The sequence below is a fragment of the Nonomuraea sp. GTA35 genome, from assembly GCF_041950525.1.
Taxonomy (GTDB): domain Bacteria; phylum Actinomycetota; class Actinomycetes; order Streptosporangiales; family Streptosporangiaceae; genus Nonomuraea.
The window spans coordinates 295591-321851 of the sequence record NZ_JBGNUV010000010.1 but is presented as its reverse complement, the minus strand read 5'-3'; the positions used below and the strand labels follow the sequence as shown (position 1 = coordinate 321851).

The 26261-nt window shown below is 70.2% G+C and carries 30 protein-coding genes, 2 tRNA genes and 1 other RNA gene; 18 read left to right on the top strand and 15 right to left on the bottom strand.

The window, feature by feature from the left end; genetic code table 11:
* Nucleotides 1-52: 52 nt before the first annotated feature.
* Together ACBJ32_RS38305 and ffs are read right to left on the bottom strand one after the other, a co-directional pair.
* Nucleotides 53-2572 (bottom strand): DNA polymerase III subunit gamma and tau, encoded by a 2520-nt coding sequence (locus tag ACBJ32_RS38305; RefSeq protein ID WP_375130893.1) that lies wholly within the window; start codon nt 2570-2572, stop codon nt 53-55.
* A gap of 31 nt (nt 2573-2603) precedes the next feature.
* An RNA gene (gene ffs / locus ACBJ32_RS38300) (signal recognition particle sRNA small type) lies at nt 2604-2699 on the bottom strand.
* Nucleotides 2700-2800: 101 nt separating this feature from the next.
* On the opposite strand from ffs, the gene ACBJ32_RS38295 reads away from it, so the two are divergent.
* Both ACBJ32_RS38295 and ACBJ32_RS38290 read left to right on the top strand, forming a co-directional pair.
* Nucleotides 2801-2888 (top strand) — tRNA-Ser (locus ACBJ32_RS38295).
* A gap of 270 nt (nt 2889-3158) precedes the next feature.
* Nucleotides 3159-3464: a hypothetical protein gene (locus ACBJ32_RS38290; protein ID WP_375130892.1), complete on the top strand. Its 306-nt coding sequence runs from the start codon at nt 3159-3161 to the stop codon at nt 3462-3464.
* A gap of 124 nt (nt 3465-3588) precedes the next feature.
* Here the strand turns inward: ACBJ32_RS38290 and ACBJ32_RS38285 are convergent, their stop codons facing one another.
* The gene (locus ACBJ32_RS38285) at nt 3589-4188 is read right to left on the bottom strand and encodes a LysE family translocator (protein ID WP_375130891.1); all 600 of its coding nucleotides are present in this window, start codon (nt 4186-4188) and stop codon (nt 3589-3591) included.
* A gap of 144 nt (nt 4189-4332) precedes the next feature.
* Between ACBJ32_RS38285 and ACBJ32_RS38280 the strand changes: the two genes are divergently transcribed.
* The 3 genes from ACBJ32_RS38280 (at nt 4333) to ACBJ32_RS38270 (ending at nt 6653) form a co-directional block, all read left to right on the top strand.
* The gene (locus tag ACBJ32_RS38280; RefSeq protein WP_375130890.1) at nt 4333-5295 is read left to right on the top strand and encodes a neutral zinc metallopeptidase; all 963 of its coding nucleotides are present in this window, start codon (nt 4333-4335) and stop codon (nt 5293-5295) included.
* 169 nt (nt 5296-5464) lie between these two features.
* Nucleotides 5465-6346 (top strand): neutral zinc metallopeptidase, encoded by an 882-nt coding sequence (locus tag ACBJ32_RS38275; protein WP_375130889.1) that lies wholly within the window; start codon nt 5465-5467, stop codon nt 6344-6346.
* Nucleotides 6347-6356: 10 nt separating this feature from the next.
* Nucleotides 6357-6653 carry a type II toxin-antitoxin system VapB family antitoxin gene (locus tag ACBJ32_RS38270; RefSeq protein WP_043615040.1) on the top strand — a complete coding sequence of 99 codons (297 nt, stop codon included), beginning with the start codon at nt 6357-6359 and terminating at the stop codon, nt 6651-6653.
* Between the two features lie 260 nt (nt 6654-6913).
* Here the strand turns inward: ACBJ32_RS38270 and ACBJ32_RS38265 are convergent.
* The 4 genes from ACBJ32_RS38265 to ACBJ32_RS38250 form a co-directional block, all read right to left on the bottom strand.
* Nucleotides 6914-7003, bottom strand: a tRNA-Ser gene (locus tag ACBJ32_RS38265).
* Between the two features lie 10 nt (nt 7004-7013).
* Nucleotides 7014-7451 (bottom strand): tRNA adenosine(34) deaminase TadA, encoded by a 438-nt coding sequence (gene tadA, locus ACBJ32_RS38260; RefSeq protein WP_375130888.1) that lies wholly within the window; start codon nt 7449-7451, stop codon nt 7014-7016.
* Nucleotides 7452-7482: 31 nt separating this feature from the next.
* Nucleotides 7483-7959: a tRNA adenosine deaminase-associated protein gene (locus tag ACBJ32_RS38255; RefSeq protein ID WP_357880697.1), complete on the bottom strand. Its 477-nt coding sequence runs from the start codon at nt 7957-7959 to the stop codon at nt 7483-7485.
* 18 nt (nt 7960-7977) lie between these two features.
* Nucleotides 7978-8493 (bottom strand): tRNA adenosine deaminase-associated protein, encoded by a 516-nt coding sequence (locus ACBJ32_RS38250; protein WP_375130887.1) that lies wholly within the window; start codon nt 8491-8493, stop codon nt 7978-7980.
* A 194-nt stretch (nt 8494-8687) separates the two neighbouring features.
* Between ACBJ32_RS38250 and upp the strand changes: the two genes are divergently transcribed.
* The 6 genes from upp to ACBJ32_RS38220 all read left to right on the top strand — a co-directional run bounded on the left by upp (nt 8688) and on the right by ACBJ32_RS38220 (nt 12676).
* Nucleotides 8688-9326, top strand: coding sequence for a uracil phosphoribosyltransferase (gene upp, locus ACBJ32_RS38245; protein WP_357880694.1), 639 nt, complete (start codon nt 8688-8690; stop codon nt 9324-9326).
* A 123-nt stretch (nt 9327-9449) separates the two neighbouring features.
* A complete protein-coding gene (locus ACBJ32_RS38240; protein WP_148440699.1) occupies nt 9450-9674 on the top strand; it encodes a hypothetical protein in 225 nt (74 codons plus the stop codon).
* A gap of 97 nt (nt 9675-9771) precedes the next feature.
* Complete coding sequence (locus ACBJ32_RS38235) at nt 9772-9930, top strand: hypothetical protein (RefSeq protein ID WP_168010888.1); 159 nt, start codon at nt 9772-9774, stop codon at nt 9928-9930.
* The gene (locus ACBJ32_RS38230; protein WP_357880691.1) at nt 9927-10460 is read left to right on the top strand and encodes a PH domain-containing protein; all 534 of its coding nucleotides are present in this window, start codon (nt 9927-9929) and stop codon (nt 10458-10460) included. The genes ACBJ32_RS38235 and ACBJ32_RS38230 overlap by 4 nt, the downstream gene beginning before the upstream one ends.
* A 96-nt stretch (nt 10461-10556) precedes the next feature.
* The gene (locus ACBJ32_RS38225) at nt 10557-11900 is read left to right on the top strand and encodes a helix-turn-helix domain-containing protein (RefSeq protein WP_375130886.1); all 1344 of its coding nucleotides are present in this window, start codon (nt 10557-10559) and stop codon (nt 11898-11900) included.
* Between the two features lie 101 nt (nt 11901-12001).
* Nucleotides 12002-12676, top strand: a complete 675-nt coding sequence (locus ACBJ32_RS38220; protein WP_357880685.1) for a FadR/GntR family transcriptional regulator — start codon at nt 12002-12004, stop codon at nt 12674-12676.
* Here ACBJ32_RS38220 and ACBJ32_RS38215 read toward each other — a convergent pair.
* Together ACBJ32_RS38215 and ACBJ32_RS38210 are read right to left on the bottom strand one after the other, a co-directional pair.
* Nucleotides 12663-13508, bottom strand: a complete 846-nt coding sequence (locus ACBJ32_RS38215; protein ID WP_375130885.1) for an SDR family oxidoreductase — start codon at nt 13506-13508, stop codon at nt 12663-12665. The genes ACBJ32_RS38220 and ACBJ32_RS38215 overlap by 14 nt on opposite strands.
* On the bottom strand, nt 13505-13792 hold the full coding sequence (locus tag ACBJ32_RS38210) for a hypothetical protein (RefSeq protein ID WP_375130884.1): 288 nt from the start codon (nt 13790-13792) through the stop codon (nt 13505-13507). The genes ACBJ32_RS38215 and ACBJ32_RS38210 overlap by 4 nt, the downstream gene beginning before the upstream one ends.
* 62 nt (nt 13793-13854) lie before the next feature.
* On the opposite strand from ACBJ32_RS38210, the gene ACBJ32_RS38205 reads away from it, so the two are divergent.
* The gene (locus ACBJ32_RS38205; protein ID WP_375130883.1) at nt 13855-14304 is read left to right on the top strand and encodes a MarR family winged helix-turn-helix transcriptional regulator; all 450 of its coding nucleotides are present in this window, start codon (nt 13855-13857) and stop codon (nt 14302-14304) included.
* Between the two features lie 3 nt (nt 14305-14307).
* On the opposite strand, the gene dnaN is transcribed toward ACBJ32_RS38205, so the two are convergent.
* From dnaN to ACBJ32_RS38190, 3 genes are all read right to left on the bottom strand, one after another.
* Nucleotides 14308-15405: a DNA polymerase III subunit beta gene (gene dnaN, locus ACBJ32_RS38200; RefSeq protein WP_375130882.1), complete on the bottom strand. Its 1098-nt coding sequence runs from the start codon at nt 15403-15405 to the stop codon at nt 14308-14310.
* Nucleotides 15406-15487: 82 nt separating this feature from the next.
* Nucleotides 15488-16138 (bottom strand): response regulator transcription factor, encoded by a 651-nt coding sequence (locus tag ACBJ32_RS38195; protein ID WP_357880671.1) that lies wholly within the window; start codon nt 16136-16138, stop codon nt 15488-15490.
* Complete coding sequence (locus ACBJ32_RS38190) at nt 16138-17565, bottom strand: sensor histidine kinase (protein ID WP_375130881.1); 1428 nt, start codon at nt 17563-17565, stop codon at nt 16138-16140. The genes ACBJ32_RS38195 and ACBJ32_RS38190 overlap by 1 nt, the downstream gene beginning before the upstream one ends.
* Nucleotides 17566-17674: 109 nt before the next feature.
* Here ACBJ32_RS38190 and ACBJ32_RS38185 point away from each other — a divergent pair, with 109 nt between their 5' ends.
* Together ACBJ32_RS38185 and ACBJ32_RS38180 are read left to right on the top strand one after the other, a co-directional pair.
* Nucleotides 17675-18580 (top strand): ABC transporter ATP-binding protein, encoded by a 906-nt coding sequence (locus tag ACBJ32_RS38185; RefSeq protein WP_375130880.1) that lies wholly within the window; start codon nt 17675-17677, stop codon nt 18578-18580.
* Nucleotides 18577-19305 (top strand): ABC transporter permease, encoded by a 729-nt coding sequence (locus tag ACBJ32_RS38180; RefSeq protein ID WP_375130879.1) that lies wholly within the window; start codon nt 18577-18579, stop codon nt 19303-19305. Before ACBJ32_RS38185 ends, ACBJ32_RS38180 begins: the two co-directional genes overlap by 4 nt.
* 35 nt (nt 19306-19340) lie before the next feature.
* On the opposite strand, the gene ACBJ32_RS38175 is transcribed toward ACBJ32_RS38180, so the two are convergent.
* Nucleotides 19341-20255, bottom strand: a complete 915-nt coding sequence (locus ACBJ32_RS38175) for an SMP-30/gluconolactonase/LRE family protein (protein WP_375130878.1) — start codon at nt 20253-20255, stop codon at nt 19341-19343.
* 56 nt (nt 20256-20311) lie between these two features.
* Between ACBJ32_RS38175 and ACBJ32_RS38170 the strand changes: the two genes are divergently transcribed.
* Nucleotides 20312-20743 (top strand): Lrp/AsnC family transcriptional regulator, encoded by a 432-nt coding sequence (locus ACBJ32_RS38170; protein ID WP_357880656.1) that lies wholly within the window; start codon nt 20312-20314, stop codon nt 20741-20743.
* 9 nt (nt 20744-20752) lie between these two features.
* Nucleotides 20753-21250 (top strand): redox-sensitive transcriptional activator SoxR, encoded by a 498-nt coding sequence (soxR, locus tag ACBJ32_RS38165; protein ID WP_375130877.1) that lies wholly within the window; start codon nt 20753-20755, stop codon nt 21248-21250.
* Here the strand turns inward: soxR and ACBJ32_RS38160 are convergent.
* Together ACBJ32_RS38160 and dnaB are read right to left on the bottom strand one after the other, a co-directional pair.
* Nucleotides 21237-21686, bottom strand: a complete 450-nt coding sequence (locus tag ACBJ32_RS38160; RefSeq protein WP_375130876.1) for a universal stress protein — start codon at nt 21684-21686, stop codon at nt 21237-21239. The genes soxR and ACBJ32_RS38160 overlap by 14 nt on opposite strands.
* A gap of 90 nt (nt 21687-21776) precedes the next feature.
* Nucleotides 21777-23132, bottom strand: coding sequence for a replicative DNA helicase (gene dnaB, locus ACBJ32_RS38155; RefSeq protein WP_375130875.1), 1356 nt, complete (start codon nt 23130-23132; stop codon nt 21777-21779).
* Between the two features lie 284 nt (nt 23133-23416).
* Here dnaB and ACBJ32_RS38150 point away from each other — a divergent pair, with 284 nt between their 5' ends.
* Nucleotides 23417-24718, top strand: coding sequence for an MATE family efflux transporter (locus tag ACBJ32_RS38150; protein ID WP_375130874.1), 1302 nt, complete (start codon nt 23417-23419; stop codon nt 24716-24718).
* Nucleotides 24719-24785: 67 nt separating this feature from the next.
* Complete coding sequence (locus ACBJ32_RS38145) at nt 24786-26258, top strand: APC family permease (protein WP_375130873.1); 1473 nt, start codon at nt 24786-24788, stop codon at nt 26256-26258.
* Nucleotides 26259-26261 lie beyond the last annotated feature (3 nt).

The following is a 26261-nucleotide window of genomic DNA, read 5'->3' as shown; positions in this document are numbered from 1 at the left end:
CGGCCCTCCCGCACTCTGACGGGCACACCGCGCTCCACGGAGATCCCGGCGGTCAGGTGTGGTCGATCTCGCCGATCACCTTGGCACCGAGCTCCCGCTCCAGCAGCGCCATCCCCGAGACGGCGTCCACGTCGGCGTCGGCGTCGTTGAGCGGGTCCACGTCATCGTTCTCGGGGCCCTTGTCGCGGCCAGGGATCGCGTCGGGCCAGGCCGCGGCCCCGCCACGGGCGGCCGGAACGCGCGGCCCCGCCTGAGCCGCCGCCTTGGCCGCCGATCGGGCAGCGGCCAGGCCGGCGCCCGTCTGAACGGTGCTCGTCTGCCCCGCGCCCGTCTGCACCGCGCCCGCGGAAGCGCCGGCCGTGTGCTGGGCGGCGCTGACCGTCTGCATGGGATCGGGGCTGGGCGGGGCGCCGGGGCCGAAGTCGTCGGGAGCGTCGGGCCAGGACTCGTCCGTGGTCTGGCGTCCCGGCGCGCCGGCCGGAGGCTGGTCGGAGTCCTGACCTCCGCCGTCCTCGTGGGAAGCCCCGTGCGAGGCCGTACGTCCCTGAGAGCCGCCCGCGGCCTGACCCCCTTGGGGCGCCGGCACGCCCTGGGCCACCACCTGCGGCCCTGTCACGCCCTGAGGACCCGGCGCGCCCTGAGCGCCGCCCGCAGCCCCGTGGGCTCCCGCAGCCCCGTGGGACGGGGCGGACGGGGCGGACGGGGCGCGGGCCGGGCCGCGAGGAGCCGGGGAGCCGCCGACGACCGCCTCGACGCGCCAGGTGCCGCCGAGCACCTCGCCCAGCACGCCGGCCACCACGACGTCCTTGCCGCCGCCGGTGAAGTTCTTCATCGCGCCGACCTGGCTGAACCCGAGCGTGACCAGGTTGCCCTCGACGCCCACCACCTGGGCGTTGGTGCTCACGTTCGCCCAGACGACGATGCTGCGCTGCTTGAGCGCGGCCAGCACGGCGGCCCACTGCGACTGGACGGCACCGGTGCCCCCAGCCGCCGGAGCCCCGCCCCCCGACGGTGCGGCAGCCTGGTACGACCCTCCGGAAGGAGCGGCGGTGGCCGCCGGGGAAGGGGATGACGCGGCACCCGCGCCGGGACGTACGGGTTCGGGCCAGTCGCCCCCGCCGCCGTCTCCGCTCCCGCCCGGAGCGGCGTGCGCCGGGGACTGCGTGGCGGCCGCAGCGGCAGGGGATCCCGCCGCGTCACCAGCCGCCGACTGCGCCTGACCGGCCGCGGGAGCCGGCGCCGTCACGCCGTGCCCACCCGAGGCGACCTGCGCTCCCACCGAGCTCACCGTCCCGAGACCCGCGGGCGCACCACCGGACGAGGCCACGGGCACACCGGCCGCGGCCCCCGCGTGCGCGCCGGCCCCGGCACCGGCAGGCACACCGGCGGAGGCACGGGCGGCCATCTGGGCGACGGCGCCGCCCCGTTCGAGGCGTTCGAGGCGGGTCAGCAGCGCCGCCTCGCCCTGCGCCGCACCGGGCAGCAGGACGCGGGCGCACATCAGCTCCAGCAGCAGCCGCGGCGAGGTGGCGCCGCGCATCTCGGTGAGCCCGGCGTTGAAGATCTCGGCTGCGCGGGTCAGCTCGGCGGGGCCCATCGACGCTGCCTGCTGGACGAGCCGCTCCAGCTCGTCGGCGGGACGGTCGAGCAGGCCGCTGGAGGCAGCCTCGGGCACGTTCGCCAGGATCACCAGGTCGCGGAAGCGTTCGAGCAGGTCGGAGGCGAACCGGCGCGGGTCGTGACCGCCCTCGATCACCCGGTTGACCGCGTGGAAGACCTGGCCGCCGTCCCTGGCCGCGAACGCGTTGACGACCTCGTCGAGCAGGTCGCCGTCGGTGTAGCCGAGCAGCGAGACGGCCTTGGCGTAGGTGATGCCGTCCTCGTCCGCCCCGGCGAGGAGCTGGTCGAGGATGGACAGCGAGTCACGCGCGGACCCGGCCCCCGCGCGGACGACCAGGGGCAGCGCGGCCGGCTCGAAGGGCACGCTCTCGGAGGTGAGGATCTCCTCCAGCAGCCCCTTGAGCGTCGCGGGCGGCATCAGCCGGAACGGGTAGTGGTGCGTACGCGACTTGATGGTGCCGATGACCTTTTCCGGCTCCGTCGTCGCGAAGATGAACTTCAGGTGCGGCGGGGGCTCCTCGACGAGCTTGAGCAGCGCGTTGAAACCCTCGCGGGTCACCATGTGCGCCTCGTCGATGATGTAGATCTTGTAGCGCGCGGAGACGGGGGCGAAGAAGGCCCGCTCACGCAGATCGCGCGCGTCGTCCACGCCACCGTGGGAGGCGGCGTCGATCTCGATGACGTCGAGGTGCCCCGGGCCGGTCGGAGCCAGCGCGACACACGACTCGCACTCGCCGCACGGGTCGGGCGTGGGGCCCTGCTCGCAGTTGAGAGAGCGCGCCAGGATGCGGGCGCTGGAGGTCTTGCCACATCCGCGGGGGCCGCTGAACAGGTAGGCGTGGTTGATCCGGCCCGTGCGCAGAGCTTGTCTCAGCGGATCTGTGACGTGTTCCTGACCCTTGACCTCGGCGAAGGTCCCGGGTCGGTACTTGCGGTACAGCGCAAGGCTCATACGACCATCCCGCCTGCGAGGGGGCTCTCAACGAAGAGACCCCCCGCACACCCGCCAGAGCCCGCTTATCCTTGCTGCCTTCCGGCCCTGGGGAGGTTCACAGGATGACGCCGCGCGAGGGGTCCCTGGACAGTCTAGCCGCACCCCGCAGTGCTCGCTCCACCCCGCGAGAACCCCCGCGGGAAAACATGGTCTGCACACTCCGAGAAGTCCGGTAAGCTCGTCGGCGGAGGATTCGCCTAGTGGCCGAGGGCGCACGCTTGGAAAGCGTGTATAGGGCAACCTATCAGGGGTTCAAATCCCCTATCCTCCGCCAGCTCAGAGGGGTCGCACCGATGTCGTTCGGTGCGACCCCTCTGGCGTTCCTGCCTCCGGCTCAGAACGAGTGGAGCCATCGGTGGAAGCGCGCGCCGGCGTCGTCGGGCGTCCACGGAGGCAGGCCCCGGAGCAGCTCGTCGTCCGTGGCAGGGCGGGCGCGGAGCGCGGCCTGAATGACGCGTCCGTCCGCCTCCCGACGTGGGCGAAGCCGCGGTCGTGCCAGGGGGTGTAACCGGGGACGGTGATCGTGTAGGCGGTCGCCCTGTCGATGTCCGCGTCCGCCAGGCGTTTTTCGAGCGAGTCCGGGGGCACCAGGCGCAGCGCCACCACGCAGCCGGCCACCAGCAGCCCGGTCAGCACGATCACGGCGGTTCTGGCGCGCCGGTCGCGCAGCAGCATCCCGGCCGCCAGGGCGGGGGGTGCCGCCGAGGAACGCGAGCGCCAGGACGTCGCCGGCCACGCCGGGGTGGATGGAGTGAGCGACTTCCGCGGTCAGCCGAGACACGAGGCCCGCGCCGCACAGGACGGCCACGATCCACGCGATCCGGCGCGGCACGGTCTCTTCGAGAAATGACGCCGTACGGGTGTACGTGATCACCGCGAACAGAGCGAGAAACCACGCGATGATCATTAGGATGCGCTCCTCGAAGCCCGCCGGGTCTTCGGCCTTCCCGCTGGCACCGGGGCAAGGGCAGCGCTCAGGCGCTGACCAGGGCCTTGGAGCGGTCGGTCGCCATGTTGACGGCGAAGGCGCCGAGCACCGTGCCGGTGACGTAGCGCTGGACGCGCAGCCAGACGGGGCGGCGGGCCAGGAACGCGGCCAGCGAGCCCGCGGAGATGACGATCAGGCCGTTGACCAGGGTGCCGACGAAGATCTGCACCGAGCCGAGCGCGAGGCTCTGCAGCAGCACGTGACCCATCGACGGGTCGATGAACTGCGGGAGCAGCGACAGGTAGAGGATGGCGATCTTGGGGTTCAGCAGGCAGGTCAGCAGGCCCATCGAGAACAGCCTGCCCGGCCGCTCCGCCGGGAGCTCGCGCGGCTGGAAGGCGGACAGGCCGCCCGGTCTGATCGCGTTCCAGGCCATCCAGAGCAGGTACGCGGCGCCGGCCAGCTTGAGCGCGGTGTACGCGGCCGGCACGTACGCGAAGAAGGCCGTCAGGCCGATGCACGTGGCGGTCAGGTAGGTGGTGAAGCCCAGGAAGACGCCCGCGAGCGAGATCAGCCCCGAGCGGCGGCCCTGGGTGAGCGAGCGGGAGACCAGATAGATCATGTTCGGGCCTGGTGTGAGCACCATGCCCAGCGAAATCAGTGCAATCCCCAACAAACCCCCGGTCATGGCAGCCACAATATCCGGCGATTCCCGAAATATCATGGCGATTTTGGTCGCTGTGCGTAAGCGAATCGCTACGGGGGACAACTGCGTCGGGGGGAGCGTGCGATGCAGTTCGACGATGACAAGCCACTCGACCCGTCCCAGGTCGAGGACGTACGCGCCTCGGGCCCGCGGCCCGGCGGCGGCGGTGGCGGCGGGTTCGGCGGGATGCCGGGCGGCTGCATGCTGCCCATCGGCGGCCGGGGCGGCGGCTGCCTGCTGCTGCTCCTGGCGGTCGGAGCGATGTTCCTGTTCGGGATCGTGCCCACGCCCTTCACCGGCGACGAGGGCGGCCGGCAGGGGGGCGGGCAGCAGCCCGGCGCCCCTCCGACGGCCTCCCCCAGCGGCAACCTGGCCGAGCGCTGCAAGACGGGCGCCGACGCCGACCAGTCGGAGGACTGCCGCGTCGTCGGCACGGTGAACAGCATCCAGTCCTACTGGCGCCAGGCGTTCCAGGAGCGCGGGCGCAAGCAGTACACCCCCGCCAAGACCGTGCTGTTCTCGCAGGCGGTCGAGACCGGCTGCGGCGCGGCCGACTCCGCCGTGGGGCCGTTCTACTGCCCGGCCGATCGCAAGGTCTACCTGGACCTGACGTTCTTCGACACGCTCCAGCGCGACTTCGGGGCCGAGGGCGGGCCGTTCGCGCAGGCGTACGTGATCGCCCACGAGTACGGCCACCACGTCCAGAACCTCCTCGGCACCATGAACAAGGTCGGCCGCGGCAACCGCCCCGGCGCCGACAGCCCCTCCGTACGCCTCGAACTCCAGGCCGACTGCTACGCCGGCGTCTGGGCGCAGAACGCCGTCAAGACGGGCTTCTACCGGGAGCCGTTCTCCCGGAGCGACATCGACCAGGCGCTCAGCGCGGCCGCGGCGGTCGGCGACGACAGCATCCAGCGGCGCACGCAGGGCCGGGTGACCCCCGACGCGTTCACGCACGGCACCTCGCAGCAGCGGGAGAAGTGGTTCAGCACCGGGTACCAGAGCGGCGACCCCGACCAGTGCGACACCTTCACCGGCGGCATCTAGGCACCGCGCGGCATCCACGCACCATGCGGCGTTCAGGCACCGCGGCCTCCACGCATCGCCACCGCCCGTTCCACCGGCGCTTTCTGTCCCGGGTGGCGAGTCCGCCGATAGGCGGGAGTCTCTCGGGGCAGTGGTCCTGCCAGGCGGCAAGGCGGGAAGGGACCTCAGCATGGATTTCAGGGACCAGGCCGACCTGGACCCCTCGCAGGTGGAGGACCGCGGAGGGAGCGGCGGCGGCGGTGGCGGCGGCTTCTCGGGGTTCCCCGGAGGCATGGTCATCGGCGGGGGCGGGATCGTCAGCCTGATCGTGCTCGTGCTGGTGTTCGTGCTGAACAACGTCGGGGGTGGCGACGAGCCCGCGCAGCGGCAACCCCCGGCCAACCTGTCCGAGCAGTGCCAGACGGGCAGGGACGCCGACCAGTCGGAGAAGTGCCAGGTGGTGGGCGTGGTCAACAGCATCCAGAACTACTGGAAGCAGGAAATTTCCGAATATCGCCTGGCCAAGACCGTGCTGTACTCGGGCGGGTTAAGAACCGCCTGCGGCACGGCCAGCTCGACCGCCGGCCCCTTCTACTGCCCGGCCGACCAGCGCGTGTATCTCGACCTGAGCTTCTTCGACCAGCTCCACAGCCAGTTCGGCGCCAAGGGCGGCCCCTTCGCCCAGGCGTACGTGATCGCCCACGAGTACGGCCACCACGTCCAGAATCTCCGCGGCGCCCTCGACACGGGCAGCTCGGTCCCCATCGAGCTCCAGGCCGACTGCTACGCCGGCGTCTGGGCCCGCAACGCCATCGACACCGGCTTCTACGAGCGGCCCTTCACCCCGGCGGAAATCTCCGAAGCGCTCGACGCGGCCGCGGCCGTGGGCGACGACAGAATCCAGCAACGCACCACGGGCAGAATCGATCCTGAATCCTTCACCCACGGCAGCTCCGCGCAACGCGTCGAGGCCTTCCAGCGCGGATACGAAAAGGGCTCCCCCGCCGACTGTGATCTCAGCGGGCTTGCCCTGACACGGGCGGATAGCACGAGGAATCGGAATCTCTCCTAAAATCAGGGGGGTGATCTTCAAGCTAGTCGGCGACGGACGCCCTTATCCCGACCACGGTCTGACGAACCGCGAGTGGGCCCAGATCCCTCCCCGGCAGGTCCGGCTCGACTCTTTGATCACCACGAAGGCCATGCTGGACCTGCACTCGCTGCTCGCCGCCGACTCCACCTTCTACGGGGACCTCTTCCCGCACGTGGTGCAGTGGCAGGGCGAGCTCTATCTGGAGGACGGCCTGCACCGGGCGCTGCGCGCGGCGCTGCACCAACGATCGATCCTGCACGCCAGGGTCCTCGAACTGCCCAACTGAGAAAGAAAAAGGGAGCCGCGAATCGCGGCTCCCTTTTTCCGTGCCCAGAACCGGTCCCGGCTTCTTGCACCACGAGCGCCACGAACCGGGTTCCGGCTTCTCACGTAGCGGGCCGGTCCGGCCGCGGGCCTTTTTCAACATCATTTTCCAAGGAATGCGAAACGACGACCGTTACCGTTCCCGGCCGGGCCCGTCCGGCTCCGCACGGCCCGTACATGACTGAAGGGGCTCCCGACCTGCTGGTCGGAAGCCCCTTCCGGTGGCGGTGGTGGTGGGATTTGAACCCACGGATGAGTTGCCCCATCACACGCTTTCGAGGCGTGCGCCCTCGGCCACTAGGCGACACCACCGCGGACGAGCTTACCGGATTCTGCGAGTAGCGAAGAACCGAGTCAGTACAGCGCCGCACTCCTCGGCCATCACGCCCATGACGACCTCGGGCCGATGGTTGAGCCGGCGATCGCGTACGACGTCCCAGAGCGACCCCACGGCCCCGCCCTTCTCGTCCGTGGCGCCGTACACGATCCGCTCCACCCTGGACAGCACGGCGGCGCCCGCGCACATCGTGCAGGGCTCCAGCGTCACCACGAGCGTGCAGCCGCTCAGCCGCCACTCCCCGCGCAGCGCGGCGGCGCGACGCAGGGCGAGGACCTCGGCGTGGGCGGTCGGGTCGGCGGCGGACTCGCGGTCGTTGCCCGCCGCGGACAGCACCTCGCCGAGCGGGTCGAGCACGACCGCCCCCACGGGGATCTCCCCCCGGCCGGCGGCCGCGACGGCCTCCGCCAGAGCCAGGCGCATGGCCTCCTGGTAGGTCACGACGAGCGGCGCGTCACCGCAGGCGGTCGAGCTCGTCGGCGAACGACAGCCGCTCCGCGATCACCGACAGGATGTCGGCGGGCAGCATGCCCTCCTCCACGCTCAGCTCCAGCAGCTCCTCGGAGCTCACACCCAGATCGCTGAGCAGCTCGAAATCGCCCGCGGGCCGCACGCCGAGCCCGTTGCCGTCCTTGTCGGGCACCACGCCGGCGAACTCGGCGAACAGCTCGCCCAGGCTGTCGGCCACGACGGCGTGCACGTCGGAGAGGAACACCCGCGGCTCCTCCTCGCCCCGGTACCGGGCGATGGCGAACCATTCGTCCTCGACCTCGACACAGAGCAGGGCCAGTTCGTCGCCGGTCAGGCCCAGCGCCTCCGTGACCGCGTCACCGAAGTCGTCGACGATCTCGGCGTCCCCGAGATCGACCTCGGCCCCGCTCCAGCCGTCGGTGGTCCTGACGAAGGCCGCAGAAAAGGTGTTGGACGCCATGTCCGCGCTCCAGGGGGGTCAGCCGAAGACCGATTCGATGGCACGCTCGAACGGATCGGAGAACCCGAGCCGCGCGGCGATGCTGGACAGCACATCTTCGGGCAGCAGATCAATGTCGCCGGAGAGGATGCCCAGCTCCATCTCGTCCAACCCGAGATCGGCGAAGATCGACAGATCTCCGGCGGGGAGCACGGTCTCCTCGTCCTGGAGGATCTCGTCGAGCTCCTCCTCGTCCGGTACGGGGACGTCGAGGTATTCGAGCACCTGGCGCGCCAGCGGGAAGTCCCACGAGGCGGCGATGTCGGACAGGAACACGTCCACCCGATCGCCCAGGACCCGCAGCGCCACGAAGAACTCGTCGCCGACGGCGACCAGGCCGATCGTGCCGCTCTCGCTGGGCTGCTGCTTCAGGGCATGGATGAGCCCCTGCAGGTCGGACGTCAACGTGGCCGGCAGGAGCTCGGCCTGCCAGCATTCATCTTCTCGATAGACCACGATGGCGAAGTCAAGAGCGTCCTCGTCTGTCATCGCCATCCCCACCCGACCTCTGACACGACAGATATCACCAGGACCCAATCGTTCCAGACCCGGCCACCGGGCGTGTGCCTCTCGGGCCAAATTGTGATCAAAACCAAAGATGTGAGCCGCCAGCGACGCTGTGTAACGTTCCAAGCTCGCAGGTGAGGGGGGTCCTCAGCACGGCGTGTCAGGAGATAGCGTGGTGACCCATGGAGACCCTCGTCGTCGATCATCCGCTCGTGGCACACAAGCTCACCACGCTGCGCGATGTCCGCACCGACTCGCCGACCTTCCGCAGGCTCGCGGACGAGCTGGTGACGCTGCTCGCGTACGAGGCCACGCGCGACGTGCGGGTCACCGAGGTCACCGTGGAGACGCCGGTCTCGCCCGCCAGCGGTGTGCGCCTGGCCAAGCCGTACCCGCTGGTCGTGCCCATCCTGCGCGCGGGGCTCGGCATGCTCGACGGCATGACGAGGCTGCTGCCCACGGCCGAGGTCGGCTTCCTGGGCATGATCCGCAACGAGTCCACGCTCCAGGCCGAGACGTACGCCACGCGGCTGCCCGACGACCTGTCCGGGCGGCAGTGCTACGTGGTCGACCCGATGCTGGCCACCGGCGGCACGCTGGCGGCGGCCGTGCAGTTCCTGTTCGACCGGGGCGCCGTCGACGTCACGGCCCTGTGCCTGCTGGCCGCGCCCGAGGGGCTGGCCTACATGGACAAGGTGTTCGCCAATTCCGGCAAGCCGATCCGCGTGGTCACCGCGGCGCTCGACGAGCGGCTCAACGAGAACGGCTACATCGTGCCGGGCCTGGGCGACGCGGGCGACCGCCTCTACGGCGTGGCCTGACCCCCCGATCAATCCCGAGAAGCCTCTTTCCCGTCACGCGGGGTCATCACTTCGTTACATACTGTGGTTGGGTGGGTACGAAGAGACAGGAAGGCAACTTCCGCATGCGCGTGGGGGAGCACGATGACCGATCACACCGAGACGGATCCGACTCCGTACGCGGACGTGGAGACGGTGCTGTGCGACGAGTTCGCCGGCATCCACTCCGCGACCACCGTAACGCGGTGCGTGGAGGCGGCGCACTACGGCGCGCTGGAGGTCACCGGCTATGCCCATCCCAGCCTTGTCGAGCGCATCGCTCGCAAGCACCTTCACGTGCTGGCTCTGGTGGCCAGCGAGCGTGGCTAAGCAAGATCGAAACTAACCTGCCAAGTCACCTTTACCCGGGCACTCAGGTGGGTAATGTAGTTGGCGGGTGGAGTGGGTAAGTGGCACGGAGGCGACGGTGCAGGTCAAAAAGGTCCTCACATACGGTGGTATCGCATTTGTTGCGTACTACCTGTTCGCGCGACCAGCTGACGCCGCGGACGCGGTGAGAGGAGCGTTCGACACGGTGTTCAACGCGGCCGACTCGCTGGCCCAATTTGTGAACAGCCTCTCATGAGACTTGTGACCCACGGGGACTCCGCTCCATCGTCGGTCAACCGCTACCTCCTCCCCCACGAACAACAGGTCATCATGGTGCGGCGGCATCCTGCCATCCTGCTGCGCCCGGTCGCCGAGGTGCTCGGCGGCCTCATCGTCGCCGGGCTGCTCAGCAAGTTCTTCGGCGGCGGCGAGGCGGGCGGCACGGCGCTCGTCGTCGTCTGGTGGCTCTGGCTCCTGCTGCTGATCCGTTTCGTCTGGAAAGTCGCGGAGTGGTCGGTCGATTACTTTGTGGTGACTTCCAAGCGAATGTTGCTGACCACGGGCCTGATCACGCGCAAGGTCGCGATGATGCCCCTGGGCAAGGTCACCGACATGAGCTTCCAAAGATCTCTGCTTGGGCGCATGCTCGGTTACGGTGAGTTCATCCTCGAGTCGGCCGGCCAGGATCAGGCTCTGTCAACGGTCGAGTACATTCCGTATCCGGAAACACTGTACCTCGAGGTCTGTCAGATGCTTTTTCCCAGCAAGGACGACAGCGACGATTAATCTCGGCGTGGCAAATTCTTCACGCGGGGATACCAGATTCGGCTACTTCATGCAATCATTGCGTGTTGTTGACCCTTCCCCGCCCTGAGAGATGAGATGCCGAGTCAGGGAACCATCGGTGACCGCGTCCGAGGACTGCGGCTGAACAGGCGGATGTCTCAGGCCCAGCTGGCCGGACCCGACCTGTCTGACAGTTATGTCTCGCTCATTGAGTCGGGTAAGCGCACGCCGACTCCTGTGGTGGCCCGGCTCCTCGCCGAGCGCCTGGGGTGCACGACCGAGTTCCTCCTTCACGGGATCGAGCCTCGGCAGCGCATCGACACCGAGCTCGGTCTGCGTCACGCCGAGCTCGAGCTGCAGCACGGAGACCCGTCCATCGCCGCCGACCGCTTCACGGAGATCGTGAAGGCCGCCGACGAGGAGAACGCCATGCTGACCGCGCAGGCGCGGTTCGGCAGGGCGCGTGCGCTGGAGGCCCAGGGCAGGCTGGGTCAGGCCGTCGAGGCGTTCGAGCGCCTCAGGAGGGAGGCCGCGGCTCACCCCGAGCGGCTGGCCGACCTGCCGCTCACGATCGCGCTGAGCCGCTGCTACCAGCGGGCGGGCGACCGCCTGCGGGCCCGCGACCTGGCCGCCGCCGCGCTGGCCCAGGCCGAGCGGCTGTCCATCACGCGGGGCGAGCTCGCCACCGACCTGGCCGCCGCGCTGATCGAGGCGCGCAGCGAGAGCGAGAGCGACTCCCCCGAGCTGACGTACGTCAGGCGCGTGCTCGATCTGTCAGGCGTTCCTGAAGTTGTGGACCGTTCCGGAGAGATCCAGGCCCTGTGGCACGCCAGTGCCGCCGCGGCGGCGGGTGAGGACTCGGCGCTGGCCGTGCGCCTGGCCGACGACGCGATCGGGGCGGGCCGCCAGTCCCGGCTGGCGTTGCAGCTCGCCAGGACCGCCATGCACTGGTCCAGGATCCCCACCGGGCCGATCGAGGAGGCTGAGCGGTTCATCGCGAGCGCGGTCAGGGCGTTCGCGGCGTCCCCCGGCACCTCGCGGGAGCACGGTGAGAGCCTCATCGTGCACGCGCGGGTCAAGCTGCGGGCCGGCGACCCGGCCGCGGCGAGCGAGCTGGCCACCACGGCGCTGGGGCTCTCGCACGACCACTCGGGCACGACGCCCGCCGAGGCCCACCTCGTGCTGGCGTCCATCGCGCTCGACGGTGACGGCGACGCCTCCGCGCACCTGCGTCACGCGCACGAGCTGCTGGTCACGCTCGACCGTCCGGTGTTCGGCTCCGACCGGCAGGCTGCCCGCTGCTGGCGCGAGCTGGGCGACCTGTACGGCAGGGCGCTGGCCACAGCACAGCAGACGGCGGCATATCGTAAGGCCCTCGAAGCTGCCGGAGTCCGCTCCGCCATGGCAGGGGTGACGGTAGACGCCGCAGTGTCCCGCTAGAACCTCCGGGAGCTCCAGATTTGGCGTTTTGAGTCTGGAATAATTAGGGTCTACCAGTCATTGACTCATAGGATGACTGGTTTCCCCGGAGGAGGCGGACTGTGAGTCTGCGTACGGCGCAGCGGGCTTCGCTCGTCGACCAGGTGATCGATCAGCTCAAGGAGCAGATCACATCAGGGTCGTGGCCGATGAACGGCAAGATCCCGACCGAGACCGTGCTCGCTGAGCAGCTCGGGGTGGGGCGCAACACCGTTCGTGAGGCCGTACGCGCGCTCACGCACGCCGGGCTGCTCGAGTGCCGTCAGGGGGACGGCACTTACGTCCGCGCGACCAGCGAGCTGTCCGGCGCGATGCTGCGCCGGCTGCGCCAGGCCGAGCAGCTCGAGATCCTCGAGGTACGCCGTGCGCTCGAGGTCGAGTCGGCCCGCCTGGCCGCCACCAGGCGCACCGACGAGGACATCAGGCGCATCGAGGCCGCGCTGGCCGAGCGCGAGCGGGCCTGGGACCTGGACGACCCCGACTTCTTCGTCGAGGCCGACCTGGCCTTCCACATGGCCGTCGCGCACGCCACCCACAACCTCGTGCTCATCGACCTGTACGAGGACTTCTCGGCGGCGCTGAGGGCCAGCATCACCGCCGCGGGCACGTCGCTCAACAAGAGCTACATCCCCCACGACGCGATCGCGCGGGCCATCGCCGCCGGCGACGCGGCGGCGGCCGAGCGGGCCGGGCACGCCTGCATGGAGCACATCCTCATCGCGCTCACCGAGTCGTAGGCCGCAACTCCGCCGCGTGGTCGCGGGCGAAGGCGAGGAACGGCGTGGCCGGGCGGCCCAGGACGTTCTCGAAGTCAGGGGTCGTGTAGTCGCCCCAGCCCCGCGCGTACGCGGTCAGGTACTCCCCCGTGACCTTGGCGTCCCACTCGGGCAGCCCCGCCTCCAGCATCGAGCGCACGCCCGCCTCCAGGGGCACCGGCTGGTAGCCGATCGGCGTGCCGTACACCTGCGACAGGTCCTCCGCGACCGTTCCCAGCGAGATGCTGGCCGGGCCCGTGAGAGTGTAGGTGGCGCCCTTGTGCCGCGCGGGAGCGCGCAGGACCTCGGCGGCGAAGTCGCCGATGTCGCGCACGTCGACCATGCCGATCCTGCCCTCGCCCAGCGCGCCGTACAGGGTGTCGCCGTTGACCGAGCCGAAAAGGTTCTGCATGAAGAAGGCCGGGCGCAGGATGGTCCAGTCGAGGCCGGAGGCCGCGAGCTCCACGTCCGACAGGGCGTGCAGGCGGCCGTTGCGGGTCGGCGCGTCGTGCGCGGCGCCGATGGCCGACATGCGCACCACGTGGCTCACGCCCGCCTGCCGCGCCGCCCAGACGGCGTTCATGCTGCGGTGCGGCGCGTGCGGCCCCATGGCGGTCAGCAGCCACAACGTCTTCACACCCCGGAACGCCTCATCGAGCGTGGCGGGCTCGTCCAGGTCGCCGATCGCGACCTCCACGCCCGCCGGCGCCTTGGCCGGGTCGCGCACCAGCACCCGCACGTCCGCGGTGCCTTCGAGGGAGCGCAGCACGGCGCGGGAAACGGTGCCGCCGGCACCGGTGATCAAGATGGTCATGACAGGGTCCCCTCCTCTGTGGAGACAAGCTCGTCGATCAGGTCGAAGAAGGCCCGGATGCCGGGCAGGTTGGCGCCCTTCGCCCGCGATGCGGCGAAGTCGGCGCCCGATCGCCACTCCACGATGTCCAGCCACTCGGCAGGGGACACGCGGACCAGCTTGGCGTCCAGGAATCCGGCCCTGTCCGCCTGGAAATCAGCGATCATCCCCGGTCGTGCCGCGAGCAGGTCGCCGGCACGCTCGGGAGACACCCGGAACCGAGTGAGTTCCACCGTCGTCGTCATGACCCGACAATATAGTAAGAATTAGTGACGGTCAAGATTAGTGACTAATTGGGGAGTGTGTGGTGCGCAGGAGCCAGCGCAAGCAGGAGGATCCGGATCTCGGCGTGCTGTCCAGCCGGACGCTCTTCGCCCTGCAGCGGGAGCTGTTCACGAAGCTCGGCGAGCAGGGGCATCCGGAGTTGCGGCCCAGGCACGGGGCGGTGATGGCCTACCTGGACGTGGAGGGCAGCAGGGCCACCGACCTGGCCGCGCAGTCGGGCCAGCACAAGCAGGTGATCGGCACGCTGGTGGACGAGCTGGTGGCGCTCGGGTACGTGGAGCGGCAGCCCGACCCGGCGGACCGGCGGGCCAAGCTGATCGTCCCGACCGAGAAGGGGCTCGACCACATGGCCAGGTCGGACGCCGTCCTCGCCGAGATGGAGGCGGAGCACGCCAAGGCGGTCGGCGAGGAGGCGTACGCGGAGTTCAAGCGGGTGTTCAGGCTGGTCGCCGAGCGCCAGACAGGGTCGTGAGACTCAGGTCTGGCGCAGCGACATGACCAGGTAGCGGAAGGCCGGCGCGGCGTCGCCGGGCACGTCCTGGATGAGGGCCGGCCTGGTGGGCGACTCCATGTTGATGCGGGCCAGCTCGCTCTCGATGCCCGTCAGCCCGTCGAGCAGGAACTGCGACTGGAAGGCGATCTGGATGTCCTCGCCGCGCAGCTCGCACGGGACCACCTCGGCGCCGCGCCCGATGTCGCCGCCGCCCGCCTGGATCAGCACCTGCCCCTGGCTGAACGACAGCCGGATGGCGGTGTTGCGCTCGGCCACCAGGGCGACCCGCTTGATCGCCCCGACGAACGGCGCCACCGCGACGTCGGCCCTGATCGACCAGTCGGAGGTCAGCCGCGCGCGGTAGTCGATGAACTGCTCGTCGAGCAGCCGCACGGTCGTGCTGCGCCCGACGCTCTCGAACCCGGCCACCCCGTCGCCCATCGCGATCGAGACCTCGCCGCCGCGCAGCGACTTGGCCACCTCGACCAGCACCCGAGCCGGCACCATGGCGGAGACGGCGACGTCGGGGCGCGCGGGACGCCAGGCGAAGTCGCGGGCGGCGATGCGGTAGCGGTCGGTCGCCGCCATCGCCACCGACTCGCCCTCGATGTCGACCCTGATGCCGGTGAGCATCGGCAGCGTGTCGTCGCGGCTGGCGGCCGGCGCCACCTGGCCGACCGCGGAGGCGAACACGCCGCCGCCGACCGCGCCGATGCTCTCGGGCATGACCGGCAGGGTCGGGAAGTCCTCGACCGGCATCGTGATCAGCCCGAACTCGGCGCTCCCGCAGGTCAGCACCGCCTCCGCGCCCTCGGTGACGATCTCGACGTCGTCGGCGGGCAGGCTGCGGCTGATCTCGGCCAGCAGCCGGCCGGGGATCAGCACCCGCCCCTCCTCCGCCACGTCGGCGTCGACCGCGGCCCGCGCGGAGACGTCGTAGTCGAACGCGGACAGGGTGAGCTCCTCACCTGCCTCCAGCAGCAACCCGGACAGGACAGGCACCACGGGACGGCTGGGCAGGATTCGGGCTGCCCATGCCACCGCTTCTGCAAGAACATCGCGGTTAACCCGGATTTTCACCTGAAACCACCTCTTCGTCGCGCCATGCCTCTATGAAAATAGCCGCTGCGACCGACAACTCTGAGCGGTTCCCCGCGGGAGGTCAGCGGCTGTTGAGGTAGGCGAGCACGGCCAGCACGCGCCGGTTGTCGTCGTCCGACGGCGCCAGGCCGAGCTTGGCGAAGATCGAGGCCGTGTGCTTGGCCACGGCGCTCTCGCTGAGGTAGAGCCGCTGCGAGATGGCGGCGTTGGAACGCCCCTCCGCCATGGCCTCCAGCACCTCGCGCTCGCGCGGCGTGAGCGCGGCCAGCGGCTCGTTCCTGGCGTTGCTGGCGATCAGCTTGGCGATCACCTCGGGGTCCATGGCGGTGCCGCCCTCGGCCACCCGGCGTACGGCGTCCACGAACTGCTCGGCGTTGAAGACCCGGTCCTTGAGCAGGTAGCCGATCCCGCCCGAGCCGTCGGCTAGCAGCTCGCGCGCGTAGAGCTGCTCGACGTGCTGGGACAGCACGAGCACGGGCAGGCCGGGGATCTGCTTCCTGGCCGCGAGCGAGGCCTGCAGGCCCTCGTCGGTGTGCGTGGGCGGCAGCCGCACGTCCACGATCGACACGTCGGGGCGCAGCTCCAGCAGCCCCTTCAGCAGCTCGGGGCCGCTCTCCACGGCCGCCACGACCGTGAAGCCGTGGGCCTGGAGCAGGTGGACCAGGCCGTCCCTGAGCAGGTAGAGGTCTTCGGCGATCAGTACGCGGTTCATCAACACCAGGGTTTCGTCGGGGTGGCATCCGCCATGAACTTCTCGCGGTCGTGCGTGGCGGGAATGCGGATGGCCATGACATGCATGAGGACGCCGAGCAGAATCATGCCGGTGATCGTCGGCCACTGCCAGTGCTCGGGCAGGTGCAGCGCGAGGAACCAGGTCTTCTCCTCGATGCCGAAGACCTTGAAGATCCCGGCCACGATGCCCTGCGGGAACGTCGGGCACCAGGCCGTGGCCCAGAGGATCACGACTGTGGCGGTCTTCCAGCGTGGCATCTTGGTCGACGCGCCCGTCCAGTACGTGGGCAGCACATTGGGCAGCTCCATGCTCACGGTCGTGGGGCCACCCGGAGGGCTGTGCACGGCGAGCACGCCGTCGAAGGCGGCCAGCCGCCGCTCGATGCCCGCCAGGCCGCTGCCCTTGGCCGGGTCGGCGCCGCCCATGCCGTCGTCGGTCACCGTGACGCGCAGGGTGGCGGCGTTGGTGCTGATGTCCACCGTCGCGGTGCGGGCGTCGCCGTGCCGCGCGGCGTTCGACAGCAGCTCGCTGACCGCGAAGTAGACCGCCGCCTCCACCGGGGCCTCCGGCCGGTGCGGCAGGCTCACCTCCACGGTGACGTCGAGCGGGCTGTCCATGGCCAGGGCGCGCACGGCGTCGGCCAGGCCGCGCTCGGCGAGGACCGGAGGGTGGATGCCGCGGATGACCCTGCGCAGCTCCGTGAGCGTCTCGGAGGAGGCGTCCCTGGCCTTGGCCAGGAGCGCCTTGGCTGCCTTCGGGTCGGTCTCGACGAGCTGCTCGACGGCGCCCAGCGTCATGCCGATCGCCACGAGCCTGGCCTGCGTGCCGTCGTGCAGGTCGCGCTCGATCCTGCGCATCTCGGCCGCCTGGGAGTCCGCCGCCAGGTTGCGGGTGCGCTGGAGGTGGCTCACCTGGCCGGCCAGGCGGCTGGCGGCGGTCGGGTCCAGCAGCTTCTTGCTCCACAGGCCGTAGACGCGCAGGCCGCGCCCGGGGAGCAGCAGGAGCAGCGGCGCCAGCGCCACCTTCACCAGCGGATCGAGCAGCAGCCAGACCTCGTCGCGCCAGGTGGCCGGGTCGCTCACCAGCCACTTCCACCGGTTGTTCCAGGCCGGCACGCGGGGGGTCTTGTAGAGCGTGCGGTCCGAGCGGTACATCCCGTCGGCCTGCGGGACGGGAGGCGGGGGCGCCGGCAGGTACGGGGACTCGATCGTGACGTCCGTCCAGTCGCGTACCAGCCTGCGGTTGAGCTCGGCCAGCTCCCTGACCAGCATCGCCTGCGGCGGGAACAGGAAGACCATGCCCAGGGCGAAGGACAGGAGCAGCATGACGCTCATCACGCCGGCCATGGCGGCCTGCACGACGATGAGCGCGAGCAACGCCAGAACGCGGCCGTACCTTCGCAGCATGCCCCCAGTGTGCGTTAACCAGCCGCTCCATGACACTGCACTTAGATACACCCTTGCCGGGCATCCAGCCGGATTACCCGCTCGATGAGGCGCTTCTAGCGTCGTCACCATGAAAATCATCGAGGTCAGGAACCTGCGCAAGCAGTACCCGAAGCACCTGGCGGTCGAGGATGTCTCGTTCGAGGTGGCCGAGAGCGAGATCTTCGGCATCCTCGGGCCGAACGGCGCCGGCAAGACCACCGCGGTCGAGTGCGTGGCCGGCCTGCGGCAGCGCGACGGCGGCACCATACGGGTGGCCGGGCTGGACCCCCGCGAGGACCGCGACGAGCTGCGCCGCGTGCTGGGCATGCAGCTCCAGAGCGCCGCCATGCCGGACAAGATCAAGGTCTGGGAGGCCATGGACCTGTACGCCTCCTTCTACCCCGACCCCGCCGACTGGAGGGAACTGCTGGAACGGGTGGGCCTGTCCGCCAAGCGGGACGCCCTGTTCAAGGACCTGTCCGGCGGGCAGCGGCAGCGGCTGTCCGTGGCGCTGGCCCTGGTCGGCCGGCCGCGCGTGGCGGTGCTCGACGAGCTGACCACCGGCCTCGACCCCCAGGCCCGCAGGGACACGTGGGAGCTGGTCGAGCAGGTACGCGAGACGGGCGTGACGATCGTGCTGGTCACCCACTTCATGGAGGAGGCCGAGCGGCTCTGCGACCGGCTCGCCCTGATCGACGCCGGCAAGGTGGTCGCCACCGACACGCCTGCCGGGTTCATCGCCCAGGCGGGCGGGGAGCAGCGGGTGCGCTTCCGGCCGTCCGCCCGCTTCGACGACGCCGTGCTCCTGGCCCTGCCCGAGGTGCGGACGGTCACCAGGAACGGCGATTCGGTCGTGGTGAGCGGCTCGGGGAACCTGGCCCCCGCCGTCACCCTCGCCCTGGCACACCACCAGGTCGTCCCCGGAGACCTGCGCATCGAGCAGGCCACGCTCGACGACGCGTTCCTCGCGCTGACCGGAAGGAAGCTGTCATGAAGCTGCTCGTCATGGAGGCCAAGCTGCACCTGCGTGAGTGGCCGTCCCTGCTGTTCACCATCGGGCTGCCGGTCGGGCTGCTGATCGTGCTGGGAGTCAGCATCCCGAGCTTCACCGAGGTGCAGGACGGCGGCCAGCGGATCGTGGACACGCACATGCCGAGCACCATGGTGCTGCTCGCGCTGCTGACGCTGTCGTGCAGCGTGTTGCCGGCGGTGCTGGCCACGTACCGGCAGCAGGGGGTGCTCAGGCGCATGTCCACCACTCCCGTGCATCCCGCGCGGCTGCTGGGGGTGCAGCTCCTGATCAACCTGGCGGTCGGGACCGTGTCCACGGTCATCCTGATCCTGGCCGGCTGGCTGGCGTTCGGCTCCGCGCCGCCGCGGGCGTGGGCCTGGTTCATCCTGGTCTTCCTGCTCGGCACCGCCGCCCTGCTGGCGATCGGGCTGGTGATCGCCGCGCTCGCGCCGAGCGCCAAGTCCGCGCCGGGAATCGGGTCGGTGGTGATGTTCCCGCTGATGTTCCTGGGCGGGATGTGGGTACCGCGCGAGATCATGCCGGACCCGCTGCGGGCGATCAGCGACTTCTCCGTGGCCGGGCCGTTCACCCAGGCGCTCAAGGACACGTGGGCGGGACAGCCGCCGCAGCTCATGCACATGATCGTGGTGGCCGCGGGGCTGGTCCTGTTCGGCGCGCTGGCGGTGCGGTCGTTCCGATGGGAGTGAAGGACCCCTCCGCCGCAGGGGCGCGGAGGGAGGCGTCAGCGCCCGGCCCACACCGGGCGCGCGCCCGTGACGTTGGTCATCAGCGAGTACAGCGAGGACGAGGCCGTGATGAACATGCGGTTGCGCTTGAGCCCGCCGAACACCAGGTTGGCCGTGAACTCGGGCAGCTTGAGCCGGCCGATGAGCGTCCCGTCGGGGTCGTAGCAGAGCACCGCCTTGCCTGCCGCGATCCACAGCCGGCCGGTGTCGTCGAGCCGCAGGCCGTCGTAGTTGTCCTGCTCACCGCCCTCGGCGAAGACCTTGCCGCCGCCGAGCGTGCCGTCGTCGCCCACCTCGAAGACCCGCAACTGCCTGGCCCGCGTGTCGGCGACGTAGAGCCGCCGCTCGTCGAGGGAGAAGGCCAGGCCGTTGGGCCGGACGAAGTCGTCGGCCACGATCCGCACCTCGCCCGTCACCGGGTCTGCCCGGTAGACGTGGCAGCCGTCGATCTCCTGCTCGGCGGCCACGCCCTCGTAGTTGCTGAGGATCCCGTACGGCGGATCGGTGAACCAGATGGAGCCGTCGGAGCGCACGACCACGTCGTTGGGGCTGTTGAGACGCCTGCCCTGCCACCGGTCGGCGATCACCGTGATCGAGCCGTCGTGCTCGGTGCGCGTCACCCGGCGGTTGCCCTGCTCGCACGAGACGAGCCGGCCCTCGCGGTCGAGGGTGTTGCCGTTGGTGTAGCCGGACGGCTGCCGGAACGGGACCACCGCGCCGCTCATCTCGTCCCAGCGCAACATCCGCTCGTTGGGGATGTCGCTCCAGACGAGGAAGCGCCCGGCCGGGAAGTACACCGGCCCCTCCGCCCAGCGGGTGCCGGTGTGCAGGATCTCGACCTTGTCGTCTCCGCCGACCGCGCCGAACCGCTCGTCCAGCACCTCGAACTCCGTGGGAATCGTGTCCGTCATGCCGACCACCATACGCTGTTCGGCAATACTGCGGTATGACCGGATAGCATTCGGTTGTGGATGACATCGACAGGATGCTGGTCGGGTTGCTCCAGGAGGACGCCACGCGGTCGTACGCGGCTCTGGGCCAGGCCGTGGGGCTGTCCAGCGGGGCCGCGCACGAGCGGGTACGCAAGCTGCGCGAGCGCGGCGTGATCAGGCGGACCACGATCGAGGTGGACCAGGAGGCGCTCGGGCGGGCGGTGACGGCGTACGTGCTGGTGGACGGCGGCTCGTGGATGGGCGACGCCGGCGAGGCGCTGGCGGCGATCCCGGAGGTCGAGGAGGCGCACGTCATCGCGGGCCCCGCCTCGGTGCTGCTGAAGGTCCGGACGGCCGGCACCCGCGAGCTCCAGGACGTGCTGCGCCGGGTCTTCCAGGTGGACGGCGTGACCGGGACGCGGACGATCGTCGCGCTGGAGACGCTCTTCGAGCGATCCCTCAAGTAATCTCCAGGTATGACGAAGGTCGCCTGGAACACCAAGGAGCTCACCGTCGGCCAGCTCGCCGAGCGCAGCGGCGTCGCGGTCTCCGCCCTGCACTTCTACGAGGCCAAGGGGCTCATCAGCAGCCGGCGCACCGCCGGCAACCAGCGCCGCTACAGCCGCGACAGCCTGCGCAGGGTCGCCTTCATCCGGCTCGCGCAACGCATCGGGATCCCGCTGAAGGTCATCAAGGACGCGCTGGCCGAGCTGCCCGACGAGCGCACCCCCACGCGCGACGACTGGGCCAGGCTGTCGGCCGCCTGGCGCGGTGAGCTGGACGACCGCATCGAGCAGCTCCAGCGGCTGCGCGACGACCTCACCGACTGCATCGGCTGCGGCTGCCTCTCGCTGGACCGGTGCCCGGTCGCCAACCCCTACGACCGGCTGGGCGAGGAGGGACCGGGCGCGCGGCGCATCGACACCCGGCTCTGCCCGCCCCAGCAGAACTGCTGCAGCCCTACGCCTTGCTAGCGGGCGGGACGATCAGGGTCGGCCGGTGGGCGTGGTGCAGCACGTGGTTGGAGACGCTGCCCAGCAGCACCGAGCGCACCCCGGCCAGGCCGCGCGAACCGGTCACGATCACCGAGGCGTCGAGCTCGTCGGCGACGTCCACGATCGTCTTCCAGATCGACTCGTTGTCGGCCACCGCCCGGTAGGTCACGTCGCTCAGCCCGGCCGCGACCGCCAGCTCGGCGCCCTCCCTGGCGTGCTGCTCGGCCTGCGCCTTCGCCTCGTCCTCCGTGCCCGGGTCGATCGCGCCCGCGGCCAGCGGGTACTTCTTGAGCTGCACGAGCAGCGGCTCCCACACCGTGACGATCACCGTGGGCTCGGCCGTGAGGTGCTTGGCGGCGAACTCGATCGCGGCGCGCGCGTCAGCCGAGCCGTCGTAGGCGACGAGGATGGTCATGGCGGTCTTCCCTTCGCTTCAGTCACCCGTTAGAGCACCGGAGCGATCACTGCCATTCCTCGGCCGGCTGTCTGGTCGGTCACACGCGGCTCAGTGCTGGGCCATGTCCACGAACCGGCTGTAGTGACCCTGGAAGGCCACCGTCACGGTCGCGGTGGGGCCGTTACGGTGCTTGGCCACGATCAGGTCGGCCTCGCCCGCCCTGGGCGACTCGGGCTCGTACGCGTCCTCCCGGTGCAGCAGGATGACCATGTCCGCGTCCTGCTCGATCGATCCTGATTCGCGAAGGTCGCTGACCTGGGGGCGCTTGTCCGTACGCTGCTCGGGGCCACGGTTGAGCTGCGAGATCGCGATGACGGGCACCTCGAGCTCCTTGGCCAGCAGCTTGATGGCACGGGAGATCTCCGAGACCTCGTTCTGGCGGCTCTCGGTCTTCTTCGGCGAGCTCATCAGCTGGAGGTAGTCGATGACCACGAATTTCAGGTCGTTGCGCTGCTTGAGCCGCCGGCACTTGGCCCTGATCTCCATCATCGACATGTTCGGCGAGTCGTCGATGAACAGCGGCGCCTCGGCCACCTCGCTCATCCGGCGGGCCAGGCGGGTCCAGTCGTCGTCGCCCATCATGCCGGAGCGCATGTGGTGCAGCGCCACGCGGGCCTCGGCCGACAGCAGACGCATGGTGATCTCGTTGCGGGACATCTCCAGCGAGAAGATGACCGTGGTCATCCCGTTCTTGATCGCCGCGGATCGGGCGAAGTCCAGCCCCAGCGTCGACTTGCCGATGGCGGGACGGGCGGCGACGACGATCATCTGGCCCGGGTGCAGGCCGTTGGTGAGCTGGTCGAGGTCGGCGAAGCCGGTGGGGACGCCGACCATCTGGCCGCCGCGGCTGCCGATGGCCTCCAGCTCGTCGAGGGCGCCCGGCATGATGTCGGCCAGCGGCGCGTAGTCCTCGGAGGTGCGGCGCTCCGTGACCTGGTAGATCTCGGCCTGGGCGCGGTCGACGAGGTCGTCGACCTCCTCGTTCTGGCCGCCGTAGCCGAAGGAGACGATGCGGGTGCCGGCCTCGATGAGGCGGCGCAGGATGGCCTGCTCGCGGACGATCTTGGCGTAGTAGCCGGCGTTGGCCGCGGTGGGGACGACGGCCGTCAGCGTGTGGAGGTAGGCCGCGCCGCCCACCCTGGCCATCTCGCCGCGCTTTTGCAGCTCGTCGAAGACGGTGACCGCGTCGGCGGGCTCGCCCCGGCCGTACAGGTCGGTGATGACGTCGTAGACCATCTGGTGGGCCGGGCGGTAGAAGTCGTCGGAGCGCAGGATCTCCACGACGTCGGCGATGGCGTCCTTCGACAGCAGCATGCCGCCGAGGACCGACTGCTCCGCCTCGATGTTGTTGGGAGGTGTGCGTTCGAAACCCGGGCCTGCGCCCACTTCTTCGTCAATGCTCACCGCGCCCCCTCGAACAGCTTGCAGGCGGTCGCACCACCCCCACTTGTAGTCGACCGGTGTGACAGTTTCCCGGAGTCACGCGCCATCGGCAACGTGACCTGTGGACAACCCTGTGGCCGAGCTGTGGATGACCGCCCCCAGGGTGTGAACGGCCTGTGGACAGAGCCTGGGGATAACTCTTGCGGATATCCACCGAAGCCACCCTGACCAGGGCGAACAGTGTCCACTGGCTGTGGAGGAAAGAAAGTTGGCCCGACACGCCGCGTAAGGCTCATAATGGACGAATGCCCATTACATCCAGAGATCGGGAGATTCTCCGGCTGGCTGTGCCCGCCTTCGGGGCGCTGGTGGCCGAGCCGCTCTTCCTGCTCGCCGACTACGCCATCGTGGGCCACGCCCTCGGCACCACGGCGGTCGGCGCTCTGGGTGTGGCGGGGACGGTCCTGACGACGCTGGTGAACCTGTGCGTCTTCCTCGCCTACGGGACGACGGCGTCCGTGGCGCGCCGGTCGGGGGCCGGCGACCACGTGCGGGCCATGCGCAGCGGCGTGGACGGCATCTGGCTGGCCCTGGCGCTCGGGGTCGCCGTGATCGCGGTGTGCTGGCCGCTGGCGCCGGCGATCGTGGACCTGTTCGGGACGGTGGGCACACAGGCGGCGCAGGCCGTGACGTACCTGCGGATCAGCCTGCTCGGCGCGCCCGGCATGCTGGTCGTGCTGGCGGGGACCGGCGTGCTGCGCGGGCTGCAGGACACGGCGACGCCGCTGGTGGTGGCCGTGGGCTCGTTCGCGTTGAACGCCGCGCTGAACGCCTGGTTCGTGCTGGGGCTGGGGTGGGGCATCGCCGGCTCGGCGTGGGGGACGGTGCTGGCCCAGACGATCGGCGCGGCCGTCTACCTCGTGGTGGTGGCGCGGGGGGCCGCGCGGCTGGGGACGCCGCTGACGCCTTCGGTGGTGGGGGTCAAGGAGGCCGGTACGGTGGGGTTCGCCCTGTTCGTACGTACGCTGTGCATGCGCATCGTGATCCTGGCCGCCACCGTCATCGCCACCAGGATGGGCGAGGCCGAGCTGGCCGCGTACGCGCTGGCCACCCAGGTGTGGACGCTGCTCGCCCTGGCCCTGGACGCCATCGCCATCGCCGGGCAGGCCATCACCGGACGCTCGCTCGGGGCAGGCGACGTCGACACCACCCGCGCCGCCACGAGACGGATGGTGCAGTGGGGCATCTGGTCGGGGATCGTGCTCGGGCTGCTCGTGCTGGCGGCCAGGCCGCTGCTGCCCGGGCTCTTCGACGCCGACCCGCGGGTCGCCGGGCTGCTGCTCGACCTGCTGTGGCCGGTGGCGCTGCTCCAGCCGCTCTGCGGGGTGGTGTTCGTGCTGGACGGCGTGCTCATCGGGGCCGGCGACCAGCGGTATCTCGCCTGGGCCGGGGTGTGGACGACGCTCGCCTACCTGCCGGCCGCCCTGGTCGCCGCCGGTCTGGGCGTGGTGGCGCTGTGGTGCGCGCTGGGCGTGTGGATGGGGGCCCGCCTGATCACGCTGATCCGCCGCGCCAACGGAACCGCCTGGCTGGTAACCGGCACGTGATGGATTCGTGCTTGTTGTTGTCCACGTAGTGAGACATGGTGGGCGAGTTCCCTGAGCGGGGTGTTCCTTGTCCACCATTCTGCGACGACTGCCGCCTTCCGAGGCGACCGGCCTGCGTACCGGCGCCCGGCACAGCCTGGCCGAGGTCTACCGCCCGGCCGACCTGGTCGTGCTCGGGCTCGGCGTGATGATCGGCGCGGGCATCTTCAGCATCGCCGGGGAGCAGGCGGCCACCACGGCCGGGCCCGGAGTGATCCTCTCGTTCATGATCGCGGGCATCGCGTGCCTGCTGGCCTGCCTGTGCTACGCCGAGCTGTCGTCCACGATGCCGACCTCCGGCAGCGCGTACACCTTCACCTACGTCATCTTCGGCGAGGTCTGGGCGTGGATCATCGGCTGGGCGCTGATCCTGGAGCTGCAGTTCGCCGCCGCGGTGGTGGCCAGGGCGTGGGCCGCGATCGCGGTCGGGGCGATCTCGCACTTCGGGGTCCGCGTGCCCGCCGCGGACCTCGTCCAGGACGGCCTCGTGCTCGTGATCCTGGTGCTGCTCACGGGCATCGTGGCGCTGGGCGCGCGGGTCGGGCTGCGGGCATTGTGGATCATGGTGTCGGCCAAGCTGCTGGCCATCGGCGCGGTCATCGTGGTGGGCGTCGCGCACATCGACGTGGCCAACTTCGGCGACTTCTACGTGCCGCCGCAGACGCTGAACACGGCTCCGGCGACCGTGCTGGAGATCTTCATCGGGGAGGGCCAGGCGTTCGGCTGGTTCGGCATCTTCGCGGCGGCCTCGGCGATCGCGTTCGCCTACATCGGGTTCGACATCGTGGCCACCTCGGCGGAGGAGACGGCGAACGCGCCCAGGGCCGTGCCGAGGGGCATGATCCGCAGCCTGGTGATCGCCACCGTCATCTACCTCGCGGTGGCGCTGGTGATGATCGGCATGGCGCCGTACACGGAGATCTCCGAGGAGATGCCGCTGGCCGGCGCGTTCCGGGCGGTCGGCGTGGACTGGATGGTGCACGTCATCGACGCGGGCGCGGTGCTCGGGCTGACCACGGTGATCCTCGTGCTGATCGTGGGACAGACGCGGGTGCTGTTCTCGATGGCCCGCGACGGGCTCATCCCCCGCCGGCTGGCCACGGTGAGCCGCCGCTACCACACGCCCACGCGGGTGACGCTGGTGATCGGGCTGGTGGCGATCGTGCTGGCCGAGTTCGTGCCGGTGCTGACGATGCAGCAGCTCGTGGTGATCGGGACGCTGTTCGCGTTCGCGTTCGTGGCCGCCGGGGTGATCGTGATGCGGCGGCGCATGCCGCACCTGGAGCGGGGCTTCCGGGTGCCGCTGTCGCCGCTGCTGCCCGCGCTGTCGCTGGTGGCCACGCTCTGGCTGATGGTGAACCTGCGGGTGCTGACCTGGGCCTGGTTCGCCCTGTGGATGGCCTTCGGCCTGCTGGTCTACCTCGTGTACGGCCGCCGCCACAGCCTCCTGGCGCGCCCGGAGGCCCCCTCGAAGCACCCCCAAGGCCGCCACCGCCGCTAGGGC

Excerpts from the sequence above, each read along its gene's own strand:
- ACBJ32_RS38305 (WP_375130893.1), bottom strand. The coding sequence starts at position 2,572 with ATGAGCCTTGCGCTGTACCGCAAGTACCGACCCGGGACCTTCGCCGAG.
- ACBJ32_RS38290 (WP_375130892.1), top strand. The coding sequence starts at position 3,159 with ATGTCCGCGTCCGCCAGGCGTTTTTCGAGCGAGTCCGGGGGCACCAGG.
- ACBJ32_RS38285 (WP_375130891.1), bottom strand. The coding sequence starts at position 4,188 with ATGGTGCTCACACCAGGCCCGAACATGATCTATCTGGTCTCCCGCTCG.
- ACBJ32_RS38280 (WP_375130890.1), top strand. The coding sequence starts at position 4,333 with ATGCAGTTCGACGATGACAAGCCACTCGACCCGTCCCAGGTCGAGGAC.
- ACBJ32_RS38275 (WP_375130889.1), top strand. The coding sequence starts at position 5,465 with ATGGATTTCAGGGACCAGGCCGACCTGGACCCCTCGCAGGTGGAGGAC.
- tadA (WP_375130888.1), bottom strand. The coding sequence starts at position 7,451 with ATGCGCCTGGCTCTGGCGGAGGCCGTCGCGGCCGCCGGCCGGGGGGAG.
- ACBJ32_RS38255 (WP_357880697.1), bottom strand. The coding sequence starts at position 7,959 with ATGGCGTCCAACACCTTTTCTGCGGCCTTCGTCAGGACCACCGACGGC.
- ACBJ32_RS38250 (WP_375130887.1), bottom strand. The coding sequence starts at position 8,493 with ATGGCGATGACAGACGAGGACGCTCTTGACTTCGCCATCGTGGTCTAT.
- upp (WP_357880694.1), top strand. The coding sequence starts at position 8,688 with ATGGAGACCCTCGTCGTCGATCATCCGCTCGTGGCACACAAGCTCACC.
- ACBJ32_RS38240 (WP_148440699.1), top strand. The coding sequence starts at position 9,450 with ATGACCGATCACACCGAGACGGATCCGACTCCGTACGCGGACGTGGAG.
- ACBJ32_RS38230 (WP_357880691.1), top strand. The coding sequence starts at position 9,927 with ATGAGACTTGTGACCCACGGGGACTCCGCTCCATCGTCGGTCAACCGC.
- ACBJ32_RS38225 (WP_375130886.1), top strand. The coding sequence starts at position 10,557 with ATGCCGAGTCAGGGAACCATCGGTGACCGCGTCCGAGGACTGCGGCTG.
- ACBJ32_RS38215 (WP_375130885.1), bottom strand. The coding sequence starts at position 13,508 with ATGACCATCTTGATCACCGGTGCCGGCGGCACCGTTTCCCGCGCCGTG.
- ACBJ32_RS38210 (WP_375130884.1), bottom strand. The coding sequence starts at position 13,792 with ATGACGACGACGGTGGAACTCACTCGGTTCCGGGTGTCTCCCGAGCGT.
- ACBJ32_RS38195 (WP_357880671.1), bottom strand. The coding sequence starts at position 16,138 with ATGAACCGCGTACTGATCGCCGAAGACCTCTACCTGCTCAGGGACGGC.
- ACBJ32_RS38190 (WP_375130881.1), bottom strand. The coding sequence starts at position 17,565 with ATGCTGCGAAGGTACGGCCGCGTTCTGGCGTTGCTCGCGCTCATCGTC.
- ACBJ32_RS38185 (WP_375130880.1), top strand. The coding sequence starts at position 17,675 with ATGAAAATCATCGAGGTCAGGAACCTGCGCAAGCAGTACCCGAAGCAC.
- ACBJ32_RS38180 (WP_375130879.1), top strand. The coding sequence starts at position 18,577 with ATGAAGCTGCTCGTCATGGAGGCCAAGCTGCACCTGCGTGAGTGGCCG.
- ACBJ32_RS38175 (WP_375130878.1), bottom strand. The coding sequence starts at position 20,255 with ATGACGGACACGATTCCCACGGAGTTCGAGGTGCTGGACGAGCGGTTC.
- soxR (WP_375130877.1), top strand. The coding sequence starts at position 20,753 with ATGACGAAGGTCGCCTGGAACACCAAGGAGCTCACCGTCGGCCAGCTC.
- ACBJ32_RS38160 (WP_375130876.1), bottom strand. The coding sequence starts at position 21,686 with ATGACCATCCTCGTCGCCTACGACGGCTCGGCTGACGCGCGCGCCGCG.
- ACBJ32_RS38150 (WP_375130874.1), top strand. The coding sequence starts at position 23,417 with ATGCCCATTACATCCAGAGATCGGGAGATTCTCCGGCTGGCTGTGCCC.